This window comes from Nocardia sp. 852002-20019_SCH5090214, assembly GCF_001665865.1.
GTDB lineage: Bacteria > Actinomycetota > Actinomycetes > Mycobacteriales > Mycobacteriaceae > Nocardia > Nocardia nova.
In genome coordinates this window covers 1-22,906 of the sequence record NZ_LZMK01000148.1, presented here as the reverse complement: position 1 = coordinate 22,906, position 22,906 = coordinate 1, and the positions used below count along the sequence as shown (strand labels likewise).

General features: G+C 67.9%; 23 protein-coding genes, 1 tRNA gene and 1 other RNA gene. 11 read left to right on the top strand and 14 right to left on the bottom strand.

Annotation, left to right across the window (positions count from 1 at the left end; all coding sequences use genetic code 11):
• Nucleotides 1-68: 68 nt before the first annotated feature.
• On the top strand, nucleotides 69-740 hold the full coding sequence (locus tag A5780_RS12425) for a hypothetical protein (protein ID WP_051756529.1): 672 nt from the start codon (nucleotides 69-71) through the stop codon (nucleotides 738-740).
• Here the strand turns inward: A5780_RS12425 and A5780_RS12420 are convergent.
• The 8 genes from A5780_RS12420 to A5780_RS12385 form a co-directional block, all read right to left on the bottom strand.
• Nucleotides 723-1,247 (bottom strand): flavin reductase family protein, encoded by a 525-nt coding sequence (locus A5780_RS12420; protein ID WP_064908496.1) that lies wholly within the window; start codon nucleotides 1,245-1,247, stop codon nucleotides 723-725. The genes A5780_RS12425 and A5780_RS12420 overlap by 18 nt on opposite strands.
• Nucleotides 1,248-1,283: 36 nt before the next feature.
• Nucleotides 1,284-2,525 carry an SfnB family sulfur acquisition oxidoreductase gene (locus tag A5780_RS12415; protein ID WP_064908495.1) on the bottom strand — a complete coding sequence of 414 codons (1,242 nt, stop codon included), beginning with the start codon at nucleotides 2,523-2,525 and terminating at the stop codon, nucleotides 1,284-1,286.
• Nucleotides 2,522-3,640, bottom strand: coding sequence for a dimethylsulfone monooxygenase SfnG (sfnG, locus tag A5780_RS12410; protein ID WP_030516541.1), 1,119 nt, complete (start codon nucleotides 3,638-3,640; stop codon nucleotides 2,522-2,524). Before sfnG ends, A5780_RS12415 begins: the two co-directional genes overlap by 4 nt.
• Nucleotides 3,641-3,853: 213 nt before the next feature.
• The gene (locus A5780_RS12405; RefSeq protein ID WP_064908494.1) at nucleotides 3,854-5,233 is read right to left on the bottom strand and encodes a styrene monooxygenase/indole monooxygenase family protein; all 1,380 of its coding nucleotides are present in this window, start codon (nucleotides 5,231-5,233) and stop codon (nucleotides 3,854-3,856) included.
• A gap of 80 nt (nucleotides 5,234-5,313) precedes the next feature.
• Complete coding sequence (locus tag A5780_RS12400; RefSeq protein ID WP_064908507.1) at nucleotides 5,314-6,744, bottom strand: LLM class flavin-dependent oxidoreductase; 1,431 nt, start codon at nucleotides 6,742-6,744, stop codon at nucleotides 5,314-5,316.
• Complete coding sequence (locus tag A5780_RS12395; RefSeq protein WP_064908493.1) at nucleotides 6,741-7,961, bottom strand: acyl-CoA dehydrogenase family protein; 1,221 nt, start codon at nucleotides 7,959-7,961, stop codon at nucleotides 6,741-6,743. Before A5780_RS12395 ends, A5780_RS12400 begins: the two co-directional genes overlap by 4 nt.
• A 73-nt stretch (nucleotides 7,962-8,034) precedes the next feature.
• Entirely contained in the window at nucleotides 8,035-8,943 is a 909-nt protein-coding gene (locus tag A5780_RS12390) for a serine hydrolase (protein ID WP_030516544.1), read from the bottom strand.
• 2 nt (nucleotides 8,944-8,945) lie between these two features.
• Nucleotides 8,946-9,842 carry a LysR family transcriptional regulator gene (locus A5780_RS12385; protein WP_231982927.1) on the bottom strand — a complete coding sequence of 299 codons (897 nt, stop codon included), beginning with the start codon at nucleotides 9,840-9,842 and terminating at the stop codon, nucleotides 8,946-8,948.
• Between the two features lie 127 nt (nucleotides 9,843-9,969).
• Between A5780_RS12385 and bla the strand changes: the two genes are divergently transcribed.
• The gene (bla, locus tag A5780_RS12380) at nucleotides 9,970-10,920 is read left to right on the top strand and encodes a class A beta-lactamase (RefSeq protein ID WP_082976434.1); all 951 of its coding nucleotides are present in this window, start codon (nucleotides 9,970-9,972) and stop codon (nucleotides 10,918-10,920) included.
• A gap of 100 nt (nucleotides 10,921-11,020) precedes the next feature.
• On the opposite strand, the gene A5780_RS12375 is transcribed toward bla, so the two are convergent.
• Together A5780_RS12375 and A5780_RS12370 are read right to left on the bottom strand one after the other, a co-directional pair.
• Nucleotides 11,021-11,734: a hypothetical protein gene (locus A5780_RS12375; protein WP_156769474.1), complete on the bottom strand. Its 714-nt coding sequence runs from the start codon at nucleotides 11,732-11,734 to the stop codon at nucleotides 11,021-11,023.
• Between the two features lie 234 nt (nucleotides 11,735-11,968).
• The gene (locus A5780_RS12370; RefSeq protein WP_064908489.1) at nucleotides 11,969-12,664 is read right to left on the bottom strand and encodes a hypothetical protein; all 696 of its coding nucleotides are present in this window, start codon (nucleotides 12,662-12,664) and stop codon (nucleotides 11,969-11,971) included.
• A gap of 174 nt (nucleotides 12,665-12,838) precedes the next feature.
• Between A5780_RS12370 and A5780_RS12365 the strand changes: the two genes are divergently transcribed.
• Both A5780_RS12365 and A5780_RS12360 read left to right on the top strand, forming a co-directional pair.
• On the top strand, nucleotides 12,839-13,990 hold the full coding sequence (locus A5780_RS12365; protein WP_063010949.1) for an LLM class flavin-dependent oxidoreductase: 1,152 nt from the start codon (nucleotides 12,839-12,841) through the stop codon (nucleotides 13,988-13,990).
• A 154-nt stretch (nucleotides 13,991-14,144) separates the two neighbouring features.
• Complete coding sequence (locus A5780_RS12360; RefSeq protein ID WP_064903241.1) at nucleotides 14,145-14,900, top strand: SDR family NAD(P)-dependent oxidoreductase; 756 nt, start codon at nucleotides 14,145-14,147, stop codon at nucleotides 14,898-14,900.
• Between the two features lie 21 nt (nucleotides 14,901-14,921).
• Here A5780_RS12360 and A5780_RS12355 read toward each other — a convergent pair whose 3' ends face one another.
• Complete coding sequence (locus A5780_RS12355; RefSeq protein WP_030516551.1) at nucleotides 14,922-15,509, bottom strand: HhH-GPD-type base excision DNA repair protein; 588 nt, start codon at nucleotides 15,507-15,509, stop codon at nucleotides 14,922-14,924.
• Between the two features lie 140 nt (nucleotides 15,510-15,649).
• Here A5780_RS12355 and A5780_RS12350 point away from each other — a divergent pair, with 140 nt between their 5' ends.
• Complete coding sequence (locus A5780_RS12350) at nucleotides 15,650-16,489, top strand: methyltransferase domain-containing protein (RefSeq protein ID WP_064908488.1); 840 nt, start codon at nucleotides 15,650-15,652, stop codon at nucleotides 16,487-16,489.
• A 99-nt stretch (nucleotides 16,490-16,588) separates the two neighbouring features.
• On the opposite strand, the gene A5780_RS12345 is transcribed toward A5780_RS12350, so the two are convergent.
• Both A5780_RS12345 and ffs read right to left on the bottom strand, forming a co-directional pair.
• Nucleotides 16,589-17,875: an aminotransferase class I/II-fold pyridoxal phosphate-dependent enzyme gene (locus A5780_RS12345; protein ID WP_030516553.1), complete on the bottom strand. Its 1,287-nt coding sequence runs from the start codon at nucleotides 17,873-17,875 to the stop codon at nucleotides 16,589-16,591.
• A 125-nt stretch (nucleotides 17,876-18,000) separates the two neighbouring features.
• An RNA gene (gene ffs, locus A5780_RS12340) (signal recognition particle sRNA small type) lies at nucleotides 18,001-18,095 on the bottom strand.
• 107 nt (nucleotides 18,096-18,202) lie between these two features.
• Between ffs and A5780_RS12335 the strand changes: the two genes are divergently transcribed.
• Together A5780_RS12335 and A5780_RS12330 are read left to right on the top strand one after the other, a co-directional pair.
• Nucleotides 18,203-19,174 (top strand): hypothetical protein, encoded by a 972-nt coding sequence (locus A5780_RS12335; protein WP_156769473.1) that lies wholly within the window; start codon nucleotides 18,203-18,205, stop codon nucleotides 19,172-19,174.
• A 44-nt stretch (nucleotides 19,175-19,218) separates the two neighbouring features.
• Nucleotides 19,219-19,306 (top strand) — tRNA-Ser (locus A5780_RS12330).
• Between the two features lie 59 nt (nucleotides 19,307-19,365).
• Here the strand turns inward: A5780_RS12330 and A5780_RS12325 are convergent.
• Nucleotides 19,366-19,863 carry a nitroreductase family deazaflavin-dependent oxidoreductase gene (locus tag A5780_RS12325; protein WP_064908486.1) on the bottom strand — a complete coding sequence of 166 codons (498 nt, stop codon included), beginning with the start codon at nucleotides 19,861-19,863 and terminating at the stop codon, nucleotides 19,366-19,368.
• A gap of 128 nt (nucleotides 19,864-19,991) precedes the next feature.
• On the opposite strand from A5780_RS12325, the gene A5780_RS12320 reads away from it, so the two are divergent.
• From A5780_RS12320 to A5780_RS12305, 4 genes are all read left to right on the top strand, one after another.
• Nucleotides 19,992-20,597, top strand: a complete 606-nt coding sequence (locus A5780_RS12320) for a TetR/AcrR family transcriptional regulator (RefSeq protein WP_064908506.1) — start codon at nucleotides 19,992-19,994, stop codon at nucleotides 20,595-20,597.
• Nucleotides 20,598-20,688: 91 nt separating this feature from the next.
• The gene (locus A5780_RS12315; protein ID WP_064908485.1) at nucleotides 20,689-21,579 is read left to right on the top strand and encodes an RNA polymerase sigma-70 factor; all 891 of its coding nucleotides are present in this window, start codon (nucleotides 20,689-20,691) and stop codon (nucleotides 21,577-21,579) included.
• Nucleotides 21,580-21,653: 74 nt separating this feature from the next.
• On the top strand, nucleotides 21,654-22,655 hold the full coding sequence (locus A5780_RS12310; protein ID WP_197521737.1) for a methyltransferase: 1,002 nt from the start codon (nucleotides 21,654-21,656) through the stop codon (nucleotides 22,653-22,655).
• Nucleotides 22,656-22,718: 63 nt separating this feature from the next.
• Nucleotides 22,719-22,906, top strand: a 188-nt coding sequence (locus A5780_RS12305) for a hypothetical protein (protein ID WP_156769472.1), incomplete at its 3' end; no start/stop codon positions are given.

Sequence of the window (22,906 nt, the reverse complement as noted above, 5' to 3'; positions counted from 1 at the left end):
GACACCGGTTTCGGACATCACGGGCGTTCTGCTTGCACCCCCGGCGAATTCGTGGCTCAATCCGAAGGATGGCCGGGGAACCGTATAGATGGGTCGCGACAGCCGAGACCGACATGGTCGAACTGCGCGATCCGGTTTCCGGCCGCGCGGTCGAGATCGTGCGGCCCTCGGACGAGGACCTGCCCGCTCCGCTGCTGCGCGAGGTCGAGACGCTGGTCTTCGACTGGGCCAATCTGCTCACCCAGTACGAGGCGTGGTCGGATCTGCACACGCTGTACCGCCGCGAGCCGGACACCGTTCTCTGGGCCCTGAGTTGGCTGCTGGCGCTCTGGGCGGTCGTCGGTGAGACCAGGACCGGCAAACCGGCCGATGCGATCATCCGCGACCTGGATTACCGCGGGGGCTGGCGGGATCTGCGCAACGCGGAGGACGAGCGGGTCTGGACCGGATTGACGCAACGGGTGCGGCTGGGCGGCATCGCCGCGCTCACCGAGGATCCGCGGGCAGTGCGGGCCTATCACGACGCCTGCGTCGAACCGGCCGACATCGGGCCTATTCTGCTGCGGCACACACTGATTCATCTCGACGCGCTGAGCCAGGACATGGACCGCGCCGGCATGCGAGCGCGCGGGCTCGCCTCCGCGGTGCTCGATCACACCGCTCCCGATCCCGGACCGCGGCGGCGGCTCTGTTTCCGGCCCTCGCGGCCGGGACCGGACGGGTTACGCGACCTCGGCTGAGGCCGGATCTGCGCCGGGATGCAGGCGGCGGAATCGGCTGCCGTGAAAGACCAGCGGTTCGTGCTGTGAGCGCGTAGCCAGGCGGGTGATCTGCACCAGGACGACCTGATGGTCGCCGGCCGACACCTGGGTGTGCACCGCGCCCTCCAGCCAGGCCGCCGCGCCGCCGACGAAGAGGGAACCACCCTCTCCCCGATGCACTTCGACATCGCCGAACCGGTCACCGTTGCGGCTGCTCATTCGCTGCGCCGCCTCGTCCTGGTGGGCGCTGAGCAGGCTCAGACCCAATCGCTGGGCGCCGACCAGTGTGGGCCAGGTGGTCGAGCTGTTCTGCACGCAGAAGGACACCAGCGGCGGATCCAGGGATACGGGCACGAAGGTGCTCACCACCAAACCGGCTGGAACGCCGTCGAATTCCGCGCAGACCGCGACCACACCGCTCGGGAAATGCGCGAAGGCACGACGCAAACCCGCACTGTCGGAGGGTATTTCGCTCAGATCAGACATGGTTACCCACTTCTCGACTCACTCGCGGACGTCTGTTCAGATGACGCCGTGCAACGGGGGTGCGGTGCCGTTGAGCACCGCGCGCCCGATGTGCTGGTATTTCCACCGCACCGGATCGTGCAGCGTATGCGTGCGGGCGTTGCGCCAGAACCGGTCCAAACCCAGATCGGCTGCGGCACTGCGGGTTCCGCTCACCTCGAACAGTGCGGCCGACACCTCGTTCGCGGCGCGGTCGGAGGTGATCTTGGCGGTGGCGACCGCGATCGACGCCTCCGCCGCGAGCGCGGTGGCCGTCTCGGTGTCGAGTGCGCCGCTGTTCGTCTGTGCGACCACATGATCCACGGCTCGCCCGGCCACCTCGAAAGTCGCCTCGGCGGCGGCCACGGTGACCGCCAACTCGCCGATGCGCTGGATCACCAGCGGATCCTCACTCGCCCGATCGACCCCGGCCTCGAACCACGGGCGGCTCTCGGTGCGCACGAACTCCGCGGCCGCGTCCAGCGCGCCGCGGGCGATGCCCACGTCGATCGCGACGTGCAGCAACTGCGCGAAGGCTCCGTAACCGGTGGGGGCACGCACCGCCGCCGCCCGCGGGATCAGCTGGTCACCCGTGACCCGCACCGCCTCGAGTGTCACGGTCCCGCTACCCGTCGTGCGCTGGCCGATGCCGTTCCAGTCGTCGACGATCGTCACACCCGCGGTATCGGCGGGCAGGAAGGCGATGTATTCGCCGGGGTCCAGGCCGCTGCGCCCGTCGGGATCGTCCAGACGGGTCAGGACGGCCAGCAGATCCGCGAAAAGCGAACCCGTACAATAGAATTTGGTTCCGTCGATTCTCAACCCGCCGTCGGCGGGACGCAGTGTGGTGCCGATTTCGGCGATGGTCGCGCTGCTGCGCTCGGATTGCGCGTTCGCTATCCGCGCGCCGGCGAGCACCCGTCCGAAATACCGTTCCCGCTGAGCCCGAGTTCCCGCCAGTCGCAACAGATTCAGATAGACGAAATGGCTGTGCGGAATCTGCGCGATATTCGGGTCCGCCGCCGCCAGCAGCCGGAACACCTCCGCCACCTGGGCGGGCGCCAGATCCGCACCACCGAATTCGGCCGGCACGGTGACGGCCAGCAGCCCACTGGCCGAGAGCTGGTCCAGTTCCCGATGCGGCAACTCGCGGGCACTGTCGCGCCGGGCCGCATCGACCGCGAACTGCGCGGCCAGACGTGCCGCCGTCTCGTGAGCCTGGGCGGCGGAGGTGATCCGCGCGGCGGCGACGGCAGTCATCGACTCGCCGCCAATTCGGGTTCGCGCTGGGCCTCCAGCTCCCGGACCAGCGGCAGCACCTTGGCGCCGAAGTACTCGATCTCCTCCTGGAAGTGCAGGAAGCCCGCGAGGATGAGGTCGACCCCCAGGTCGCGGTAGGCGACGATCCGCTCGGCGATCTGCTCGGGAGTGCCGATCAGCTGGGTGCGGAAGCCGTCGTTGTACTGCACCAGATCTTCGTAGGTGGAATCGGCCCACATGCCCTTGCCGTCGCGCGTGGAAGCCCCCGCCTGCTGCACCGCGTCGCGGAAACCCTCCACGGCGGGCCGGTTGGCCTTCTCGATGATCTCGCGCAGAGTGTCGCGGGCCTCGGCCTCGGTGTCACGCGCGATGATGAACCCGTTCAGGCCGAACTTGACCTCACGGTTGTGCTCGCGCGCGACCGCCCGGACATCCTCGATCTGTTCGGTGACGCCGTCGAAATCCTTGCCGTTGGAGAAGTACCAGTCGGCGTAGCGGCCGCCGTTGCGGCGCGCGGCGGTCGAGTTACCGCCTTGGAAGAGTTCGGGATTCGGCCGCTCCGCCGTGTTGAGCGGCTTGGGCTTCAGTGTCAGGTCGCGGATCCGGTAGAAGTCGCCGGCGTAGTTCACCTCGTCCTCGGTCCACAGCTTGCGGATGACCTCGAGGAATTCTGCGCTGCGCCGGTACCGCTCGTCGTGCTCGAGCCACGGCTCCCCGAGCGCGGTGAACTCCCCGCCGAACCAACCGGATACGACATTGATCGCGAAGCGTCCGCCGGACAGATGGTCGGCGGTGACCCCGAATTTCGCCAGTACCGCCGGATGCCACAGCCCCGGGTGCACGGCGGCGATCACCTTCAGCCGCTCGGTGGCGCCCAGCAGCGCGAGGCTGAACGACGTCGACTCGTGCTGGTATTCCGCCCCGTAGGAGGCGGTGTAGCGCACCTGCGAGAGGGCGTAGTCGAAGCCGTTGTTCTCGGCCGTGCGCGCCAGCTTCTTGTTGTATTCGAAATCCCAGCCGGTGCGCTGATCGATCGTGCTGGTCACCAGCCCGCCGCTGACGTTGGGCACCCAGTAGGCGAACCGGGTCTGCTCGGCGATCTTCTCGGTGGTCATCGACACTCCTGTGATGGGGACATCCGTACCCGGTCGCGCCGACGGCCGGGATGTTCGGTGCGCGAACCGTGGTCGGTACAACCGTGGTCAGTGCGCCGAGTGCGGCAACCGTGCACCCGGCGCACTTCCACTTCAACACCGCCGAACCGCCCGGACGAGGGTTTGAATCCTCAGGATCGGATCAGCCGCTGTGCTCCGATCAACGGCCCGCCGTTACGCCGGAGCGACCGCCGAGCCGTACCGCGAGCGTTCGAACCGGCCCGCCGGCTGGAATCGCGCGACCAGCTCGTCGGCGCCCTCACCGGTGATCCGCTCGAGCAGCGCGTCGGCGTCGGCGAGCGAGTTGATCTGCAGCAGGGGTTGTGGCTTGTGCAGCGTGCTCACCAGCACCGAGGCGACGCGCTGGTCGACGGCCGCGGCGGCGAAGAACCGGTTGCCGATCTCGGCCAGCTCCGGATCGCCGAGGAACAGGCGGGTCACCTTGGCGGCGGCATCGGAGCGGGCCAGCAGGAACGCGGTGTACTGCTCCTCGATCCATTCGGCGTCGAAGGGGCCCTCGTGCGCGGAGGCGGCCGCGACGAGCCGCTGCGCCTGAATGAGTCCGCTCTGCGCGCCCTGGCCGGCGATCGGGTCGTAGGCGACCGCGGTGTCCCCGAGCGCCGCCACGACGTGCCCGCCCGCCGTGCGGCCGACACCGTGCCGAACCACCGGCCGCACCGCGCCCTTCAGCCAGGAGTGCGGGTCCTCGGCGATCACCTTGGTGGCCAGCACCTCCGGCAGATCCCAGTCGATGTAGTCGCGGTAGAGCTCGGTCACGATGCGGTGCGCCGACTCGGCGGAATCCGCGGCGGCGAACCGGCTCTCCCATTCACTGCCCGGCCGCGCCCAGCCGAGGAAGGCCCAGCTCGGCCCGGCGTCCTTGTGCAGATACGGACCCCACCACGCCTCGCCCTGCTCGGCGAAGATGGAGAATCCGCTGTGCTGCCCGCCGGACGTGCTGCGGTGCGCGAAAACCTCGGGGTCGTACCCCAATCCGGTCACGGTGACGGTGAGCAGGCTGCGCTGCGGCGCGTCGTAGACGGTCCGTTCGGTGTCGATCGGGAACAGCTCCGCCAAACCCGCCTTACCGGTCGCGACCAGTACCAGATCGTTCGCGGCGGCGATGGCGTCCAGGCTCTCGGGGGTCACCTTCTCGACCACGAAGCGACCACCGGCCTCGACGAACGCTGTCAGTCGCTCGTCGACCTTGAGCCGGGTGTCGACCGCGATACCGACGAACCCGTCGAAATCGCCGTCGAATCCGATCAATTCGGGCCGCTCCGGCCCGGGACCCGCGATGCGCACGCTGAGTCCGGTGTGCTGCGGGGCCCGATTCACGTAGGTGTCGAGTCCGAGGGCGGTTTCGGCGGCCTGGGCCTCACCGAAGATGAGCGCGGTTCCGGTGGCGGGGATGTCGTCACGCAGACCGCGTTGGTCGCGATCGCTGTGGATCGTGACGTCGAACCCGGCTTGCTGCAGTCCGAGAGCGGCGGTGACACCGGCGATGCCGGCGCCGACGATGGCGGCGGTGCGTTTCGAATTCTGATTCGTCATAGCCGAAATACTGCGCTTGCCAGCGGCTTTCGTTGACAGTTGCAATCACCGGGAATCGATGTACCCGCACCGCCGATCGGTCACGTCGCCGTGATGCCCGCCTGCGGTCGCACCTGTTCGTCCGGCAGCGCCGTCGAACCCGGCCCGCCGAGCCGATAGCGGGCGCCGCGATGGTCGGCCGGCAACCGGTCGCCCGCGCCGAACAGCGCGTTGCGCAGGGTGCCCGGGACATACTCCCGCGGATAGGCGCCGCGCTCGGTGAGCACCGGAATCACGTGCCGCACAATATCTTCGAATGTACCCGGGGTAATCGCGTAGGCCAGGTTGTAGCCGTCGATATCGGTCTCGTCGACCCATTCCTGGAGCCGGTCCGCCACCGACGTACCCGATCCGACGAATACGGGCCCCATTCCGCCGATGCCGGCCCAGGCCGCGATATCCCGCACGGTCCATTCCCGGCCGTCGTCGTCGAATTCCTGGAACGCGGCCACGGCGGACAGGATCGCATTGCTATTGACCTCGCCGATCGGGTCGTCGAGGTCGTACCGGGACAGGTCGATACCCATCCAGCCGGACATGAACACCAGGCCGCCCTCGACGCTCGCGTACGAGCGGTATTCGTCGTATTTGCGTTGCGCCGCTTCGTCGGTGGCGTCGGTGATGATCGTGGCGAGTGCGTAGACCCGGGCGGCGTAGCGGTCGCGACCGGCCGCCTCCAGCGCATCGCGGATACGGGTAACCGTCTGTGCCAGAAATCGTTTCGACGGCGCGGCGACGAAGATCGCCTCGGCGTTCTCGGCGGCGAAGGCTACGCCGCGGGGTGAGGCGCCTGCCTGGTAGATCACCGGGGTCCGCTGCGGCGAGGGCTCCGACAGGTGGATACCCGGCACCGTGAAGTGCTTTCCGGCGTGCCCGATGTGATGCACCTTCGCCGGATCGACGTAGATGCCCTGCGCCCGGTCGCGCACGACCGCGTCGTCCTCCCAGGAACCTTCCCAGAGCTTGTACAGCACCTCGAGGTATTCGTCGGCGTGGTTGTAGCGTTCGTCGTGGTCGAGGTGTTCGGACTCACCCATATTGGCGGCGGCCGACGGTAGATATCCGGTGACCACGTTCCAGCCCAACCGGCCGTTGGTCAGATGGTCCAGGGTCGACAGCCGCCTGGCGAACGGGAAGGGATGCTCGAACCCGGTGCCGGTCGTGATGCCGAACCCCAGATGTTCGGTCACCGCCGCCATCGCCGAGACCAGCAGCAGCGGATCGGCGACCGGTACCTGCGCGCCCTGCCGCAACGCGGCGATGTCGTTGCCGCCGTACACGTCGTAGATACCCAGCACGTCGGCGATGAAGATGCCGTCGAAACGGCCGCGTTCCAGCAGTTTCGCCAATTCGGTCCAGTAGCTCAGCTCCTTGTAGCGATGCGACTGGTCCTCGGGGTGGCGCCACAGCCCCGGGGACTGGTGCGCCACACAGTTCATATCGAAGGCGTTGAAACGGATGCGCCGGGTCATCGCCGCACCTGACCCGCGCGGCTGCCCGCGCTCCACGCGTACGGGAGTTCGGATCCGTTGAGCAGGTGGTCGCCGATGGCTCGCGCCTTCTGAACCGCGGGATTGTGCACCGAGATGGTGCGGGCGTTGCGCCAATGCCGGTCCAGCCGCAGATCTTCGGAGGTGATCGAGGCGCCACCGACCTCGAACAGCTGGGTGGTAGCGGTCAGGACGGTGTCGATCACACCGAGTTGCGCCTGGGCCGAGGCCAATTCGACCGCATCCAGCGCGGCCTCGTCCTGTGCTCCGGCGGCCAGCACGCCGTCCAGCAGGTCGGCCACGGCCAGCACACTGGCCCGCGCTCCGAACGCCGCGGCCGACAGCTTCCCGATCACCTGCTGTACCAGCGGGTCGTGGCGGGGTAGATCGGCGACCGAATGGCTGTAGCTGCGGGTGCGGTCGGCGACCCAGGCCCGAACGTCGGATTCCGCCCGCTGGGCGATACCGGCCAGCACCGACAACTGCACCAACTGCAGATACGAGGTGGCGTAGGTACGGCCGGGCGCGCCGTAACCCGGGCCGAGCACGCGCTCTTCGGCGATCCGCACATCGTTGAATTCCGTTGTGCCGCTGGCGGTCAGCCGTTGCCCGAAGCCGTCCCAGTCGTCGCTCTGGCGCACACCGTCGGCATTCGCGTCGACCAGCACCGACACCCGTTCCCCGTCACGGTCTGCCGCGACCAGAATATGGTCGGCGTACAGCGAACCGGTGCTGTAGTACTTGGTGCCGTTCAGCAGCCAGTCGTTGCCGGTGCCACGAGTCAGCCGAGTGCGGTAGCGGTCTACCGCGCCGACGCCCGGTTCGGTGATGGCGTTACCGACCAGCACACCGGAGCCGGCCGCGCGCAGCCAGTGCTCGCGCGCGGGACCGGGCTCGGCCAGCAGCTGATCCTCGACGAACGAGAAGTGCACCCGAAGTGCCTGCGGCAGATTGGATTCCGCGGCGGCCAGGTCGATCAGCAGCCGGAACAGCTGTCGCACGCTGACGCCGAAGCCGCCGTATTCGGCCGGCACCCGGAGCGCCCCGAATCCGGCTTGCCGTAGCCAGTCGACCTCCTCGTAGGCCAGGCGGCGATCGATCTCGCGCGCCACCGCCCCGGCGGCGATGCGGTCGAATACGGGGCCGAAGATGTCGTCGAGGTCGCGATCGGAGATCTGCTGCGGTGCTGTGGAGGCCATACCCGACGATGACCCGGCAGCGCGATTCGCTCACCCGTTACACGCAGCGGGAACATAACTATCCGTCACATGCTCAGGAGGGGCGCATCCGCAGTTCGTCGTGGAGGATCCGCGCGGCGGTGGCCATCGCGGCCTCCGCGCCGGGCTGCACCACGGCGGGTACCCGCGATCGGGTCAGCACGGCTACGGCCAGGGTTTGCCCGTCGGCGTGTTCGGCTACGCCCGCCTCGTGCCGCAGATTCAGCAGCGTGCCGGTCTTCGACGACCAGCGGGTGGCGTCGGAGCTGAAATCGGGGGCGAGGCGTTGACGTAACAGGTTGCCCGACAGGAACTCTCGCACTCTCGCGGCGGCGTCGCGGTGGGCCCGCACCGGCCGCCACACTTCGGCGAGCAGATCGACGAACGCTCGCGCGGTGCCGGTGTTGGCATGGCTGATGTCGAGTTGCGTGACCGGATGCCCGCGGCCGGCCGTGGCGGCCTCGATGGCCAGGGCATGGGCGAGGTGACCGTCGGCCGGGGCGAACTGCTCGGCCGGGGTCCGCACCAGATCGTCGGCCAGATGCCGCACCGCGATGCCCTCGTGGCCCAGGCGGCGCAGTTCGGCGGTCACCGCGGCGGGCGGAGTCAGCTCGAACAGGGCGTCGGTGGCCCCGCCGTCGCTGATCGCGATGCTCAGATACATCAGATCCTCGACCGCGACCGTGGCCGGATGGCGAAATCTGCTCAACCCGGTCGGGCCGGCCACCGTGCTGCGGCCGGGCAGCACCCGGATCGGAGCCGCCGGATCGATCTCGCCGCGCATCACCCGTTCCATCGTCGCCAGTACGAGCGGCACCTTCACCAGCGAAGCGATCGGCAATTCCAGTTCGGCGTCGAGGCCCAGCTCGTCGCCGGTGTCGAGATCGCGCACCAGGATCGAGCCGTCCAGTCCGGCGTCGTGCAGTTCCGTGCGCGCGCGGCGCAGTGCGGTCGAAACGCCCATGTTCAGCTCCGCTCGTCGCGTGCGACGTCGTTGTCCGGCACGCCGAGACAGCGGCCGATCGGTTCGGCGCCCAGGGCGCGTACGCGTTCCGCGTCCTCGCGCGATCCGGCCGCGATGTCGTAGCCCCGGGCGAGCTCCACCTCCCCGATCGGCCGCCAGTGCAGGCCCAGTTCGGCGGCCTGGGCGGGCGAGCACAACAGCAGATCGGTGCCGTCGAGTACCTCGGCGACCGCGGTGACCAGCGACGGCGCGACCTCCACCTGAGCCGGGCGCAAGCCGAGCGAATCGCGCAGCCGGGTGATCCGATCGCGGATGTGCGGCACATCGTCCTCCGGCTGTATCCATACGCCGCGCCGACGTTGCCCTCCCGAAAGGCGGAGTACCCGAAGGGTTTCCAGAAAGATCGGCGCGCTGTGCGGGCCGGTGGTGTCGGCCAGGCCCAGCGGTACGCGCCAGACGCCGCGATCGGCGGGGACAGCCAGGATCGCGGCACGCACCTCGTGGGTGCGGGTGAGTTCCGCGCGCCACGCCGGATCGGCCGGCTCCGGTTCGAGCCGAAGTTGCGCGGCGCGGCATTCGGCGATCAGCGCGGCCAGCGGCACCGGCCCGCAGGTGGCGGGCAGCGCCAACCGGAACGGGCGTTGCCGGGCCCGCTCGGCATGTTCGGCCAGAGCCTCGGCGGCCTCGACCAGCCGCCGCGCCGACGGCAGCATATCGCGGCCGAACGAGGTCAATGTGGCCGTGCGCGAGGTTCGTTCGAGCAATCGCGCGCCGAAGTGCCGTTCCAGCGCCGCGATCCGGCGACTCGCGACCGACTGCGGGATCTGCGCGGCGGCCGCACCCGCGGTGAAGCTACCGAGCCCGCTCACCGCGACGAACGCCTTGCAGGCGGCGACCATGTCCACGATCGCGCAGTCTATGCCGAAACAGCATGGATACCGCCACAGGTGTCTTGGACAGCATGCGCGAGGGCTGCCACTCTTGCTGCGAGCGCTCACAGCCATCCATCCACAAGGAACGCATATGATGCCCCCTCGCTTCACCCGCTCGGCCGTGCTGGTCGCGGCCGCTGCCACGCTCATCCCGCTGAGCGCCTGCGGTGCCGATCGAAGCGCCGCGCCCGTATCGAGCGCGCCCGTATCGACCGCGGCGCCCACATCGACGGTTCCGCTCGCCGCCGAATCGCTGGCCGAATTCCACGATCTGGAGGCTCGCCTGCACGGCCGGCTCGGCGTATACGCGCTCGACACCGGCACCGGACGGGTCGTGGAATATCGCTCGGACGAGCGGTTTCCGTATTGCTCGACGTTCAAGGCGCTGGCCGCGGGAGCGCTGCTGAGCACCCTCCCACCCGCCGAACTCGACCGTCGCATCACCTACACCCGGGCCGATCTGTTGCCCAATTCCCCGGTCACCGAACAACATGTCGACCAGGGTCTGACTCTGCGCGAGATCATGGACGCCGCGGTGCGGTTCAGCGACAACACCGCCGGCAATCTGATGTTCGCCGAACTCGGCGGCCCGCAGGGGTTGCAGCAGCGGCTGCGCGCCATCGGCGATACCACCACGCGGATGGACCGCACCGAGACCACGCTGAACGAGGCCCTGCCCGGCGACGAGCGCGACACCAGTACGCCGCGCGCGCTGGCCGCCGATCTGCGGCACTACGTGCTCGACCCGGCGGTCGCCGCCGATGATCGCGACGTGCTCACCGGACTGCTGCGGGCCAACACCACCGGCGGTGCGCTGATCCGGGCCGGGGTGCCGGCGGGCTGGCAGGTCGGCGACAAGACCGGCGCGGGCAGCTACGGAACGCGCAACGACATCGCCGTGGCGTGGCCGCCGGGACGTGCGCCGATCGTGCTGACGATCCTGTCCACCCGCGACCGGCCGGACGCCGAATACGACAATGCGACGATCGCCCGTGCCGCCACGATCGCGATCGCCACCTTGGACGGCACCCCTGTTCCACGCTGATTGTGCCGAAACACCCTGTACTACAGGGTGTTTCGCGAGAACCGAGTACCCCGGGTCGGTGCCGATCGACCCGGGGCACCCGGCGGGATACCGCTCTGCCCTACTTGGCCGGAGCCGGAGCAGGGTTGAACGGCGCATTGACGGTGGTGAAGTACTGGGCGACAGCCAGGATCGCCACCGGTGCGGTGACCAGCAACTGGCCCGCCAGCGTGCCCAGCGCACCGACCGCGATGATGCCGCCGAAGCAGCCGATCACGGCCGCCGGCAGGAAGGCGCCGAACAGTCCGACGATCGCGGCCGCGGCGACGGTCGCACCCGCGATACCGCCGAGCAAGCAGCCCACGGCTCCGCCGGTGATGCCACCGACCAGCGTGCCGATCGTGGCGCCCGCGGTGATGGTGCTGGTCAGGCGGGTCCACGCCGCTACTTCCCGGTCATAGGGTGTCTTCCACGGCGCCTGGTCCTCGAACGGGAGCGCGACCGGCTTGTAGACCGCGTGCTGCAGATCGAACTGCGGAGTCAGGGTGGCGGTGCGACCGGCGATATCGGCGGCGATCGGGAATTCGAAATCGTCGACCCGGAACGTCAATTGCGTTCCGGCCAGAGTCGTCCCATTGGCGGCCTTGATCTTGAAGACACCATTTTCCACATCCAGCGAACCGGCGTCGGTGGATATGATCGTCGACTTCTCGTTCGTCGATGCCCGATAATTGACGACACCTTCGTCGGGTGTGTCGGGCGCGGCATTCACGGTGCCGGCCGTCACGCCGACGGCGGCGGCCACCGTGGCCGCGACCACGGCAAAATTCCTCATCTTCACTGTTTTTCCCTCATCACTCATTGCATTCGGCCGCATCGGCTTTATCCAGTTTGTGGTGAATGCGAAAAAGCGACGAGGTTAATAACCAGGTCGATTCGAATAGCTCCACAGGGAAAAATAAATCGAATCTCACAAATTAAAAAAGAACCCCCGCACTCGAAAGTGCGGGGGTCCTTCAATTCGACCGCTGAAATAATTACCGGCTCAGGGGTGGGGCCGGTAACCGCTTCATTTGGCCGGGGCCTTGAACGGCTCGTTGATGGTGGAGAAGTACTGGATCACGGCGGCGATGGCGACCGGAGCGGTCACGAAGATCTGGCCGGCGAACACGCCCAGGAAGCCGACGGCGGCGGCACCCGCGACACAGCCGCCGAGCGGGCCGAGGCCGAACAGGGTGGCCAGCGCGCCGGTGGCGACGACACCGAGGGCAGCGCCGGCGATGCAGCCGATGACCGCGCCGCCGATACCACCGGCCGCGGTGCCGATGGCAGCGCCGGTAGCGATGGTGTCCTTGAGACGAGTGAAGGCGGCGACCTCGCGCTCATACGGGGTCTTCCACGGCGCGCTGTCCTCGAACGGGAGCGCGACCGGCTTGTAGACCGCATGCTGCAGATCGAATTGCGGAGTCAGCGTCGCGGTACGACCGGAGATATCGGCGGCGATCGGGAACTCGAAATCGTCGACCCGGAACGTCAATTGCGTTCCGGCGACGGTGGTCCCATCGGCGGCCTTGATCTTGAATACGCCGTCCTCGACATCCATCGACCCGGCATCGGTCGAAATGACGGCCGCGTTCTCGGTGGACCTCGCCTGGTAGTTCACCACACCGTCGTCGGCGGCCGGAGCGGCCTGAACCGTCCCCGCCAGCGCACCCAACGTCGTCGCGACCAGCGCCGTGAGCACGGCGAATTTCCTCATCTTCACTGCTTGATTCCTCGACTTTCCGACTGCCGGCACGCGGCAGCACAGGTTGCCGTGTCCGGCACAGACACACGGCATCGGTGGAGTTTGCGGGCGTTCGATGCGGATGGGCCAGATTAAGAACCAGCCCGATTACAACCGGTGACTCACTTCCGGTCGTCGGCCATCATGTCCGAAATGAGCCTTTCGTTCCACTGGTTTCTTCCCACCTATGGCGATTCCCGCAATCTGGTCGCGGGCGGTCACGGCACCTCGATGTCGGGCGACCGTCCGGCGTCGCTGCGCTATCTGAATCAGATCGCGGGTGCCGCGGAGGAGAACGGCTTCGAGGCGGTGCTGACGCCGACGGGGGCATGGTGTGAGGACGCCTGGCTGACGACGGCGATGCTGGTGGAGACCACCGAAACCCTCAAATTCCTGGTCGCGTTCCGCCCCGGGGTGGTGAGTCCCACGCTCGCCGCGCAGATGGCCGGAACATTCCAGCGGCATTCGCGGGGACGTCTGCTCCTCAACGTCGTGACCGGCGGCGAACCGCACGAACAGCAGGCCTACGGCGACTTCCTGGACAAGGAACAGCGGTACGAGCGCACCGGCGAATTCCTGCACATCGTGCGGGAGCTGTGGGCGTCCGGTGCTCCGGTGACGTTCGAGGGCAAGCACCTGCAGGTGCGCAACGCGCAACTGAACAATCGGCCCGATCCGATTCCGCCGGTGTTCTTCGGTGGCTCCTCGGCCGCCGCCGGACCCGTGGCCGCCCGCTATGCCGACACGTATCTCACCTGGGGCGAGCCGCTGTTCGCGGTGAGCAAGAAGCTGGAGTGGATCCGCCGCCTCGCGGTCGATCAGGGGCGGATTCTCGACTACGGCCTGCGCATCCACGTCATCTCCCGCGACACTTCCGAACAGGCCTGGGCCGAGGCGGACCGGTTGCTGTCGGCGGTCGATCCGGCGGATATCGAACGGGTGCAGGCGAATCTGGCGCAGAGCGAATCCGAGGGCCAGCGGCGCATGCTGGAACTGCACGGCGGCAACACCGATCGGCTCGAGATCGCGCCCAACCTGTGGGCGGGTGTCGGACTGGTGCGCGGCGGCGCGGGAACGGCGCTGGTCGGCTCGCACGAAGAGGTGGCCGAGCGGCTGATCGAGTACTCCCGCCTCGGCATCACGCAGTTCATTCTCTCCGGTTATCCGCATGTGGAGGAGGCGTACTGGTTCGGTGAGGGAGTCCTGCCGATCCTGCAGCGTCGCGGACTGTGGCAGCCGCCCGCCCATCGCGAAACCCGCGTCACCACAACGCCTTTCGCCACCGCGGCGGCGAGCAGCAGCTGACCGGGCGCGCAGTCCGGCGTACGCACGGCCGCGGTGCGGACAGCACCGATTCGGCACCGCCCGCCCCATAACCGCTAACTCGTAGCTACACTCGGCGTCGAGCGATCAGGACCCCGTACATGAGCTAACCGATGTCTCGGAGAGGGTGTCGATCATGGCCGTTTATGACGTAAGCAACCGTGCGGCAATAGTCAGTGGCGGCGGTTCCGGGATCGGACGTGCGGTCGCGCACGAACTCGCGCGCAGCGGCGCCGCGGTCCTGGTGTTCGATCTCGACGAGGACAACGCGCATACGGTGGTCGAGGAAATTCGCGGGGCGGGCGGACAGGCGGCGGCCTTCGCCGGCGACGCCTCCGATCCGGAGACCGTCCAGCGCAGCGTCGCGGCGGCCGCTGAACTCGGACCGCTGCGGATCGCGGTCAACAATGCCGGTATCAGCGGGGAGAGCGCGCTGATCGGCGACTATTCGCTGGAGGGCTGGCGCAAGGTCTTGTCGGTGAACCTCGACGGCGTGTTCTACGCACTGCACGAACAGCTTCCGGCGGTCGCGGCGGCCGGCGGCGGCGCCATCGTGAATATGGCGTCGATCCTCGGCAGCGTGGGATTCGCGAATTCCTCGGCGTACGTGACGGCCAAACACGGCCTGCTCGGCCTCACCCAGAACGCGGCCCTGGAATACGCGGCCCAGGGCGTGCGGGTCACCGCCGTCGGGCCCGGCTTCATCCACACTCCGCTGCTCGGCGCCAACCTCGACGAGGAAACACAGGCCTTCCTGGCACAGAAACACGCTCTGGGCAGGCTCGGTACACCCGAGGAGGTCGCGGGGCTGGTCGCATTCCTGGTCAGCGATGCGGCCACGTTCATCACCGGGAGCTACCACCTGGTCGACGGCGGCTACACCGCGCAGTAGCCGGATCGCCGCAGGCGCGGGCTATTTCGCCTTGGCTTCCTTCGCGGCGGCCTTCATCTGCTTCTTGAAGGCCCGCACCTCGAGCAGTGACTCGTTGTCGACGATATCGGCAGCGGAGCGGCGCGAATTCGGCTCCGAGTAGGCGCCGGCCGCCTTCTCCCACCCCGCCGGGCGCACACCGAGTTGTTTGCCGAGCAACGCCAGGAAAATGCGTGCCTTCTGGTCCCCGTAGCCGGGCAGCTCCTTCAGCCGGCGCAGCACTTCCTTGCCGTCGGGATCGTCGCGGGTCCAGATCTCGGAGGTGGTGCCGTCGTAGTGTTCGACGACGTATCGGGCCAGTTCCTGGGTGCGCCGGGCCATCGACCGGCCGTAGCGGTGAATGGCGGGCGGGGTCGCGCCCAATTCCTCGAATTCCTCCGGATCGGCCTCGGCGATCCGGTGGATATCGAAACCGTTCATGCGGTCGGCGATCTTCTTCGGACCGCGGAAAGCGTGTTCGAGGGGAAACTGCTGATCCAGCAGCATCCCGGTCAAGAGGGCGAAGTCGTCCTCCGACAACAGCTTGTCCGCCTCCGGTTCCTGCGCGAGGCACACTTTGCGGCTCACCATGTATCGATCATGGCAGACGGCCGGATCTCCGCCTACCGACGGACGTGACCGGACTCACATGCCTACCCACCCGTAGCTTTTCTGCGCGCGTAGGGTGAATCTTCATGCCCGACACTTTGGCAACACCCACGGTGGAAGATATGGCGCCCACACACAGCTCCTCGGCAGACAATTCCTCGCCCTCAGGGCTGAGGCCGGACCGTTTCGATCGCGCGGGCCGCGACCAACTCATCGACGTCAACGATCTGCAGGCTGCACTCCCCGGAATTCGCGGACTACGCCGCTGGGCGCACGACGCCCTGGCCGTCGCTCCGGGCGAAAGTGCGGTCGACATCGGATCCGGCACCGGCTCGGAGGTGCTGGTCTTCGCCGACGCGGTCGGCCCGACCGGTGACGCGGTCGGCGTCGAACCCGATCCGAATCTGCTGGCCGGGGCGGAACGCCGTGCCGCCCAGCACAATTCGCCGGCCCGGTTCGTACCCGGTGATGCCTACGGACTGCCGTTCGGCGGTGACACCTTCGATGTCGCGCTGTGCGAGCGGGTCTTTCAGCATTTGACCGCCCCGGCGCGCGCCGCCCGCGAGATCGCCCGGGTACTGAAGCCGGGCGGCCGCGTCGTCGTCATGGACAGTGACTGGGGCACCGCCATCGTGCACCCCGGCGACCGACGAGTCGTGCACGAGGTGATCGAGACCCTGATCACCAACACCACCAACCCGTTCTCGGGACGGCGGCTGCCGGGCCTGCTCTCCGGGGCCGGACTGGTCGTCGACGATATCGGCTCGCATGCGCTGGTCCAGGACGCGAGCGCCGGCGCGGGTGCGCTGGTGGCCCGCATCGCCGAGATGGCCGAGGCGCGCGGGGCGATCACCGAGGCGCAGCGGCGGGAGTTGCTGGCGGAACTGGAAGCCGGCGCGCGCACGGGTGACCTCCACCTCTCGGTGACGATGTTCGCGGTACTGGCGCACAAGCCGCAGTAACCGGTTCCGACCGGACAACGCGAAGCAAAGACCGGTTCGCGGTCCCCGAACAGGGGCTCGCGAACCGGTCTTCCGACTCCGTGGCGGGTCGCGCCGACCCTACTTCTCCAGCAGCTTCTCGGTCGCCGCGAGCAGGACGCAGGTCGCCAGACCGTCCATCGCCTTCTCCAGGTCGGCGAGCGACGGGAAGCTGGGGGCGATGCGAATGTTCTTGTCCTCCGGATCTTTTCCGTAGGGGAACGCCGAACCGGCGGGCGTCAGGGCGATGCCGGCCTCCTTGGCCAGCGCCACCACGCGCGCGGCCGTGCCCTCGACCACATCCAGGCTGATGAAGTAGCCGCCCTTGGGCTCGGTCCAGGAGGCGACCTTCGAGGCGCCCAGGCGATCCTCCAGAATGCGCAGCACCAGTTTGAATTTCGGCTCCAGCACCGCACGGTGGGCCTGCATATGCCGGCGCACACCCTCGGCATCACCGAAGAAGCGCAGGTGACGCAATTGGTTCACCTTGTCCGGGCCGATGCTCTTCTTGGCGGCGTACTTCAGGTACCAGGTGAGGTTTTCGGTGGACGAGCCGAAGAAGCTGACTCCGGAACCGGCGAAGGTGATCTTCGAGGTGGAGGCGAACACGAAGGGCCGGTTGGGGTTTCCGGCCGCCGCGGCCATTCCGAGCACGTCGAACACCGGGGCGGCGGTATCGGTCAGCGGGTGCACCGCGTAGGCGTTGTCCCAGAACAGGCGGAAGTCCGGCGCCGCAGTGGGCATCGAAACGAGTTCGCGCACAACCTCTTCGGAGAAGTTCACGCCGGTCGGGTTGGAGTAGTTGGGGACCGCCCACAGACCCTTGATCAGCGGGTCGGCGGCGACCAGCTCCGCGATGGCGTGCACGTCCGGGCCGTCATGGTTGATGGCGATCGGAATCATCTGCACGCCCAGCGATTCGGTGATCCCGAAGTGGCGATCGTATCCCGGGCTCGGGCACAGGAATTTGATCGGCTCGTCGGCCCAGCGGCGCTGCGAGTCGGCCGTACCGTGCAGCATCGCGAACACGATCACGTCGTGCATCAGCTCCAGGCTGGCGTTGTTGCCGGCGAGCAGGTTCTCGACCGGAATGCCCAGCAGTTCACCGAAGATCGCGCGCAGCTCCGGCAGTCCGTGCAGGCCGCCGTAGTTGCGGCAGTCGGTGCCGGTGCCGTCGCGGTAGTCGTCGGCGCCCGGCAGGGCGAGCAGGCCGGTGGAGAGGTCGAGTTGCTCCGGCGAGGGCTTACCCCTCGTCAGATCCAGCGTGAGCTTCTCGGTCTGGAGCTTCGCGTAGTTCGCGGTCTGCGTCTCGTGTTCCGATACGAGTTCCGCATGGCTCATCAAACCGATCTGCGTTTGCCGGGGCATCCTGAGCAGCCTTTCAAGCAGCGAGGTAACAGGTTGACGGATCGTGCGCTTCTGGCGCCGACCCAGCCGACCACGTTACTCGCCGGATGCGCCCCGTGGCAGATAAGAATATTTCCCCCGGGAAAGAAAGGGGACCCCGCGCACCCGGCAGAGCCCGTTGACCCTTGCTGCCTTCCGGCCCTGGGGGAGTTCACAGGATGCGCGCCGCGCGGGATCCGTCGGCCAGTGTAGTCACAACTGTCCACTCGAGTGGAATCCGGGCGGAGTCGATACGATCACCTGCGACATTTTTCGAGGGGGCTTCCGCGCCAGGACCGGAGGAAAGACGTGACAGGCAGTAATCCACCGCACGGTGGGCCCGAGTATCCGGGGCAAGGCAATCCGCCCAACGAAACCGTGCAGTGGTGGTCGACGCCGGCGGCTCCGGAGCAGCCGCTCACCGGTACCGATCCGACCGTCATGGGTGGGCGTCCCGGGCCGGTGACCGGCACGGATCCGACCGTTCTGGGGGCGGGTTTCGACGCCTATCACGGTGGCGCCCCGCAGCAGCCCTACGCACAGCAGCCACCACCGTCCGTGCCGAGTTATCCACAGCAGCAGTTCCCGCCGCCTTATGCGCAACAGCCGGCCTATCCACAGCCGCCCAAGAAGAACAACGCACCGTGGATCGTCGGCGGCGTGGTCGGCCTGGTCGTGGTGATCGGCATCGTGATCGGCGTGATCGCGCTCACCGGCGGTGGCGGGGGCGGAAGTAAGGGACCGCTCGGCGACAAGAAGGGTGTCGACGGCAACTATTCGATGGCCAATGTCAGCGACGCCTGCTCGCTGATCGATGCCACGGTGCTGCGCAAGTGGGCGCCCACACCCAAGGACGCGCCCGAGCACACCGAACGCGCACCCGACTCCAGCTTCGGTGGTGGCAACCTGACCTGCCGCGCCCGGTACGACGGCGCCGGCAAGTACGGCACCGACGGTTCCGATATCGACCTCGAGGCCGACTTCCAGAGCAAATACAGCGATCCGCAGTTCAACAGCTGGAAGAACTACGACACCAAGACCACCGGCAGCGGCCGCACCTCCGGCGATATCGCGGGCATCGGCAGCCAGGCCTACTACGCCGCCTACCAGCAGAACTACTCGAGCTTCGTGACGCTCGACTACACCTGCGCGGCCCTGGACTCCAACGTCTCGGTGAAAGTGGAACTGCGGATCCAGGCCGAGGGCAGCATCGACAGCGCCGACGTCGGCACCACCTGCAAGGAGCAATTGAAGAAGGCCCTCGCCGGCCTGCACAAATAGCCCGGTTTGCTGTTCCGGGGGGTCCACCCGGTATATTGCTCTGCGGAGGATTCGCCTAGTGGCCTATGGCGCTCGCCTGGAACGCGGGTTGGGTTAACGCCCTCAGGGGTTCAAATCCCCTATCCTCCGCCACGAAACGCCCGCTACCACTGAGGTAGCGGGCGTTTCTGTTTCGTCCGTCGCACTTCTCGTCAGCGGCCGTCCGGGCGGGGACGCAGGACGACCACGGGGATTTCGCGTTCGGTCCACGCTTGATAGGTGTCGAAGTCGGCATAGGCGTCGACGAGCAACGGCCACAGGCGGGCCCGTTCCTGCGGGTCGGCGGTGACGGCGTGAACCGGACGGCGGTCCCGTCCGATCTGGATGTGCGTGTCGGGCTCGGCGCGCAGATTGAGATACCACTGCGGATGTTTGGGCAGGCCGCCCTGTGAGGCGACGATGACCGTGTTCGGACCGTCGGTGATGTAGAGCAGCGGCGTCGTGTAGAGCACGCCCGACTTCCGGCCGCGATGTTCGAGCAGCAGGGTCGGCACCGGTTTGCGGAAGCCGGCCCCGATGCGCCACTTGCCGCCGATGCGGCCGCCGGTGCGCCGATAGGTCCACACCTGCGCACGGCCCACGATCTTGAAGATCTTGGGCAGCAGCGGGGAATCGAGTTGTTTCGGACGGGGCGGCGTCGTGGCTGGCATGGTCTTCCTTCTCTCCGGTACTTCCGGACGACCATACAGTTGGTTCCATATGTATGGTCAAGAGCCGAGTGCTGCCCTCTCGGCAGGATCGGTACCGTCGACGCTTCGAGGAAGGGATGGGGCATTCGGTGCGCACGCATGGCTGGGCGGGGGCGACGCCCGCGGACGACGACGAAGCCGTCGCACGGATCCTCGCCGCCGCCCGCACCGCGATCGACCGGTCCGGCAGCGATTTCAGCATCGCCGAGGTCGCCCGGGACCTCGGCGTCACCCGTCAGACCGTGTACCGCTACTTTCCCAGTGCCGAGAGCCTGCTGACCGCGACCGCCGTCGCGCAGACCGGGCGGTTCCTCGACGTTCTGGCCCAACATCTGAGCGGAATCCGCGACCCCGCCACGGCGGTGGTCGAGGGCATCGCCTACACCCTCGAGCGGCTGCCGCACGAGCGGTACCTCAACCTACTGCTCACTCCGGGGCGGGCCGGGGCCTTCTCCGCCGGCGTAACCTCCGACACCGCACTGGCATTCGGACGATCGATCCTGCAACGCTTCGCCGTCGACTGGACCGCGGCCGGAGTGTCCGGCGCCGATCTGGACGAACTCGTCGAACATATGCTTCGCATCGTGCAATCGTTCGTCGTCGATCCGGGCCGTCCCCCTCGGCGTGGCCCGGAACTGCGCCGCTACCTCACGGCGTGGGTCGCCCCGGCCATCGCCGCGAGATCACCGCTGTAGTGACGCGTATCACTTGCAGGAGGTGTCACACGGCGGATCCGGCGAGCGTCTCGTGTGTGCCGGAGTCGAGACAGCACGGACAGGAGCCCCCATGAGCGAGCGCATCGACGGCGCCACCGAAGCGTTCGTCACCCATCGCAATCTGCTGTTCACGGTTGCCTACGAGATGCTCGGTTCGGCGGCCGACGCCGAGGACATCCTGCAGGAGACCTGGTTGCGTTGGGTGGACGTGGACCTCGACGACGTCCGTGATCAGCGCGCCTACCTGGTCCGGATCGTCACCCGCCAGGCGTTGACCCGGCTCCGCACGCTCGGCCGCCGCAAGGAGTCCTACGTCGGTCCGTGGCTGCCGGAACCGCTGCTGACCGCGCCCGATGTGGCCGAGGACGTCGAACTGGCCGACAGCGTGTCGATGGCGATGCTCCTGGTGCTGGAAACGCTCGCACCGACGGAACGAGCGGTGTTCGTGCTGCGCGAGGTGTTCGACCTGAGCTACGACGAGATCGCCGCGGCCGTCGACAAAACGCCCGCCGCGGTACGCCAGATCGCCCATCGCGCACGGGCTCACGTCGCCGCGCGCCGACCCCGCGGCGTGGTATCCGCCGACGAATCCCGCCGCGCCGTCGAAGCCTTCCAGCACGCCATCGAAACCGGCGACCTGCAGCATCTGGTCGACATGCTGGCTCCCGACGTGGTGCTGCTCGGCGACGGCGGCGGCGTGGTCCAGGCGGTCCTGCGGCCGATCGCGGGCGCCGACCGGGTCGCCCGCGCCCTGCGTACCGGCCTGCCCCGACTGCGCACCGAGGCAACCGTCGAGGCGGTCCAGATCAACGGCTGCCCCGCACTGATCGTCCGGATCGACGGACGAATCGACGACGTGGTGGCAATGCGCCTCGACGACGGCCTGATCACCGGCCTCTACGTGGTCCGAAACCCGGAGAAACTCTCCCGCGTCGAACAGCAGACCACCGTCAGCCGCTGAACGACGAGGCCCACAACCACTGCGCCACAACGATATTCGATGGCCGCCGGGAGTCTGCCGGATAGTCTGGGCCGGTGAATTCGCCGGAGCAACCCGCCTCGATCCTCGCCCTGGCCGATCTGGCCACACCGATGGCCGTCCGCGTGGCCGCGACGCTGCGGCTGGTGGACCACGCGGGCAGCACGGGCGCGACCGCCGAAGAACTGGCGGCTCGCACGGGAACCTCCGCTCCCGCGCTCCGTCGACTGCTCGACCATCTGGTCACCATCGGCGTCTTCGACGACGAAGCGGCGTCCGGTCGCTACCGGCCCACGAGCCTCGGCAACCAGATGAGCGCGGACTCCCCCGACCCGTTCGCGCTGCTGCTGCTCGATATCGGCAGCGCGGGCGGGCGCGCCGAACTGGCCTTCGTGGAACTGCTGAGCACGATCACTTCCGGCCGGCCCGCCTATCCGCGCAGGTATGGACGTGATTTCTGGGCCGATCTGGAAGCCGAGCCCGCGCTGCGCACGTCCTTCGACGCCCAGATGAATTGCCGCTTCCGGGATTACGCGGACCAGATCGCGGCGCGGTTCGACTGGAGTCGCTTCCCCGACGTTCTCGACGTCGGCGGCGGCGACGGCACCCTACTGACGGCGATTCTCCGCGCGCATCCCGGCGTGCGCGGACGAGTGCTGGACCTGGCGCCGACGGCCGCCGCCACCGAGCGATTCACGGCGACCGGCCTGAGTGACCGCGCATCCGCCGTTGCGGGCAGCTTCTTCGATCCGCTCCCCACCGGTGCCGATGCCTACCTTCTGTCCGACATCCTGCACGACTGGGACGACGAACTCGCCGCAGCCATCCTCGCCGAATGCGCCCGCGCCGCAGGGGCTTACGGGGCGGTTGTGGTGATCGAGCCGATTCTGGGGCGGGGGGCCGATACGGCGATCGACCTGTTCATGGCGATGTGCTTCGGCGGGCGGGAGCGGACGGTGACCGAGTTGGGGGCGCTGGGTGAGACGTGCGGTCTGATGCTGCGTGCTGTGAGGCCGGTGGCGGACGGGCGGACCGCACTGGAGTTCCAAAGTCGGTGACACTGCGACGCGGCCGGCAAATCCGCGAGCTATTTGTCGGCGCTTCGGTTTATGATCGAACACATGTTCGAACATTGGCCGGAGAAGGGGGAGTTCGCACTGCATCGGGTGGTGGCTCCGCCGATGCCGGTGCTGGTGGACGTGGCTGCCGCTATCCCCACGTATCCACGGATGGCCGATCACGATACCCGTGATCTGGCCGAACGCGCCGCCGCCGACCGGGATTGGACCTATCGCCACATCGTGGTCGA

What these genes read in the sequence shown, in the direction of transcription:
- A5780_RS12415 (WP_064908495.1), bottom strand. Translation starts at nt 2,525, where the DNA reads ATGACTGCCGTCGCCGCCGCGCGGATCACCTCCGCCGCCCAGGCTCAC.
- A5780_RS12385 (WP_231982927.1), bottom strand. Translation starts at nt 9,842, where the DNA reads ATGGTCGCCGCCTGCAAGGCGTTCGTCGCGGTGAGCGGGCTCGGTAGC.
- A5780_RS12315 (WP_064908485.1), top strand. Translation starts at nt 20,689, where the DNA reads ATGAGCGAGCGCATCGACGGCGCCACCGAAGCGTTCGTCACCCATCGC.
- A5780_RS12365 (WP_063010949.1), top strand. Translation starts at nt 12,839, where the DNA reads ATGAGCCTTTCGTTCCACTGGTTTCTTCCCACCTATGGCGATTCCCGC.
- A5780_RS12405 (WP_064908494.1), bottom strand. Translation starts at nt 5,233, where the DNA reads ATGACGAATCAGAATTCGAAACGCACCGCCGCCATCGTCGGCGCCGGC.
- A5780_RS12420 (WP_064908496.1), bottom strand. Translation starts at nt 1,247, where the DNA reads ATGTCTGATCTGAGCGAAATACCCTCCGACAGTGCGGGTTTGCGTCGT.
- A5780_RS12355 (WP_030516551.1), bottom strand. Translation starts at nt 15,509, where the DNA reads ATGGTGAGCCGCAAAGTGTGCCTCGCGCAGGAACCGGAGGCGGACAAG.
- sfnG (WP_030516541.1), bottom strand. Translation starts at nt 3,640, where the DNA reads ATGACCACCGAGAAGATCGCCGAGCAGACCCGGTTCGCCTACTGGGTG.
- A5780_RS12390 (WP_030516544.1), bottom strand. Translation starts at nt 8,943, where the DNA reads ATGGGCGTTTCGACCGCACTGCGCCGCGCGCGCACGGAACTGCACGAC.
- bla (WP_082976434.1), top strand. Translation starts at nt 9,970, where the DNA reads ATGCCCCCTCGCTTCACCCGCTCGGCCGTGCTGGTCGCGGCCGCTGCC.
- A5780_RS12325 (WP_064908486.1), bottom strand. Translation starts at nt 19,863, where the DNA reads ATGCCAGCCACGACGCCGCCCCGTCCGAAACAACTCGATTCCCCGCTG.
- A5780_RS12395 (WP_064908493.1), bottom strand. Translation starts at nt 7,961, where the DNA reads ATGGCCTCCACAGCACCGCAGCAGATCTCCGATCGCGACCTCGACGAC.
- A5780_RS12350 (WP_064908488.1), top strand. Translation starts at nt 15,650, where the DNA reads ATGGCGCCCACACACAGCTCCTCGGCAGACAATTCCTCGCCCTCAGGG.
- A5780_RS12400 (WP_064908507.1), bottom strand. Translation starts at nt 6,744, where the DNA reads ATGACCCGGCGCATCCGTTTCAACGCCTTCGATATGAACTGTGTGGCG.
- A5780_RS12375 (WP_156769474.1), bottom strand. Translation starts at nt 11,734, where the DNA reads ATGAGGAATTTTGCCGTGGTCGCGGCCACGGTGGCCGCCGCCGTCGGC.
- A5780_RS12425 (WP_051756529.1), top strand. Translation starts at nt 69, where the DNA reads ATGGCCGGGGAACCGTATAGATGGGTCGCGACAGCCGAGACCGACATG.
- A5780_RS12360 (WP_064903241.1), top strand. Translation starts at nt 14,145, where the DNA reads ATGGCCGTTTATGACGTAAGCAACCGTGCGGCAATAGTCAGTGGCGGC.
- A5780_RS12345 (WP_030516553.1), bottom strand. Translation starts at nt 17,875, where the DNA reads ATGCCCCGGCAAACGCAGATCGGTTTGATGAGCCATGCGGAACTCGTA.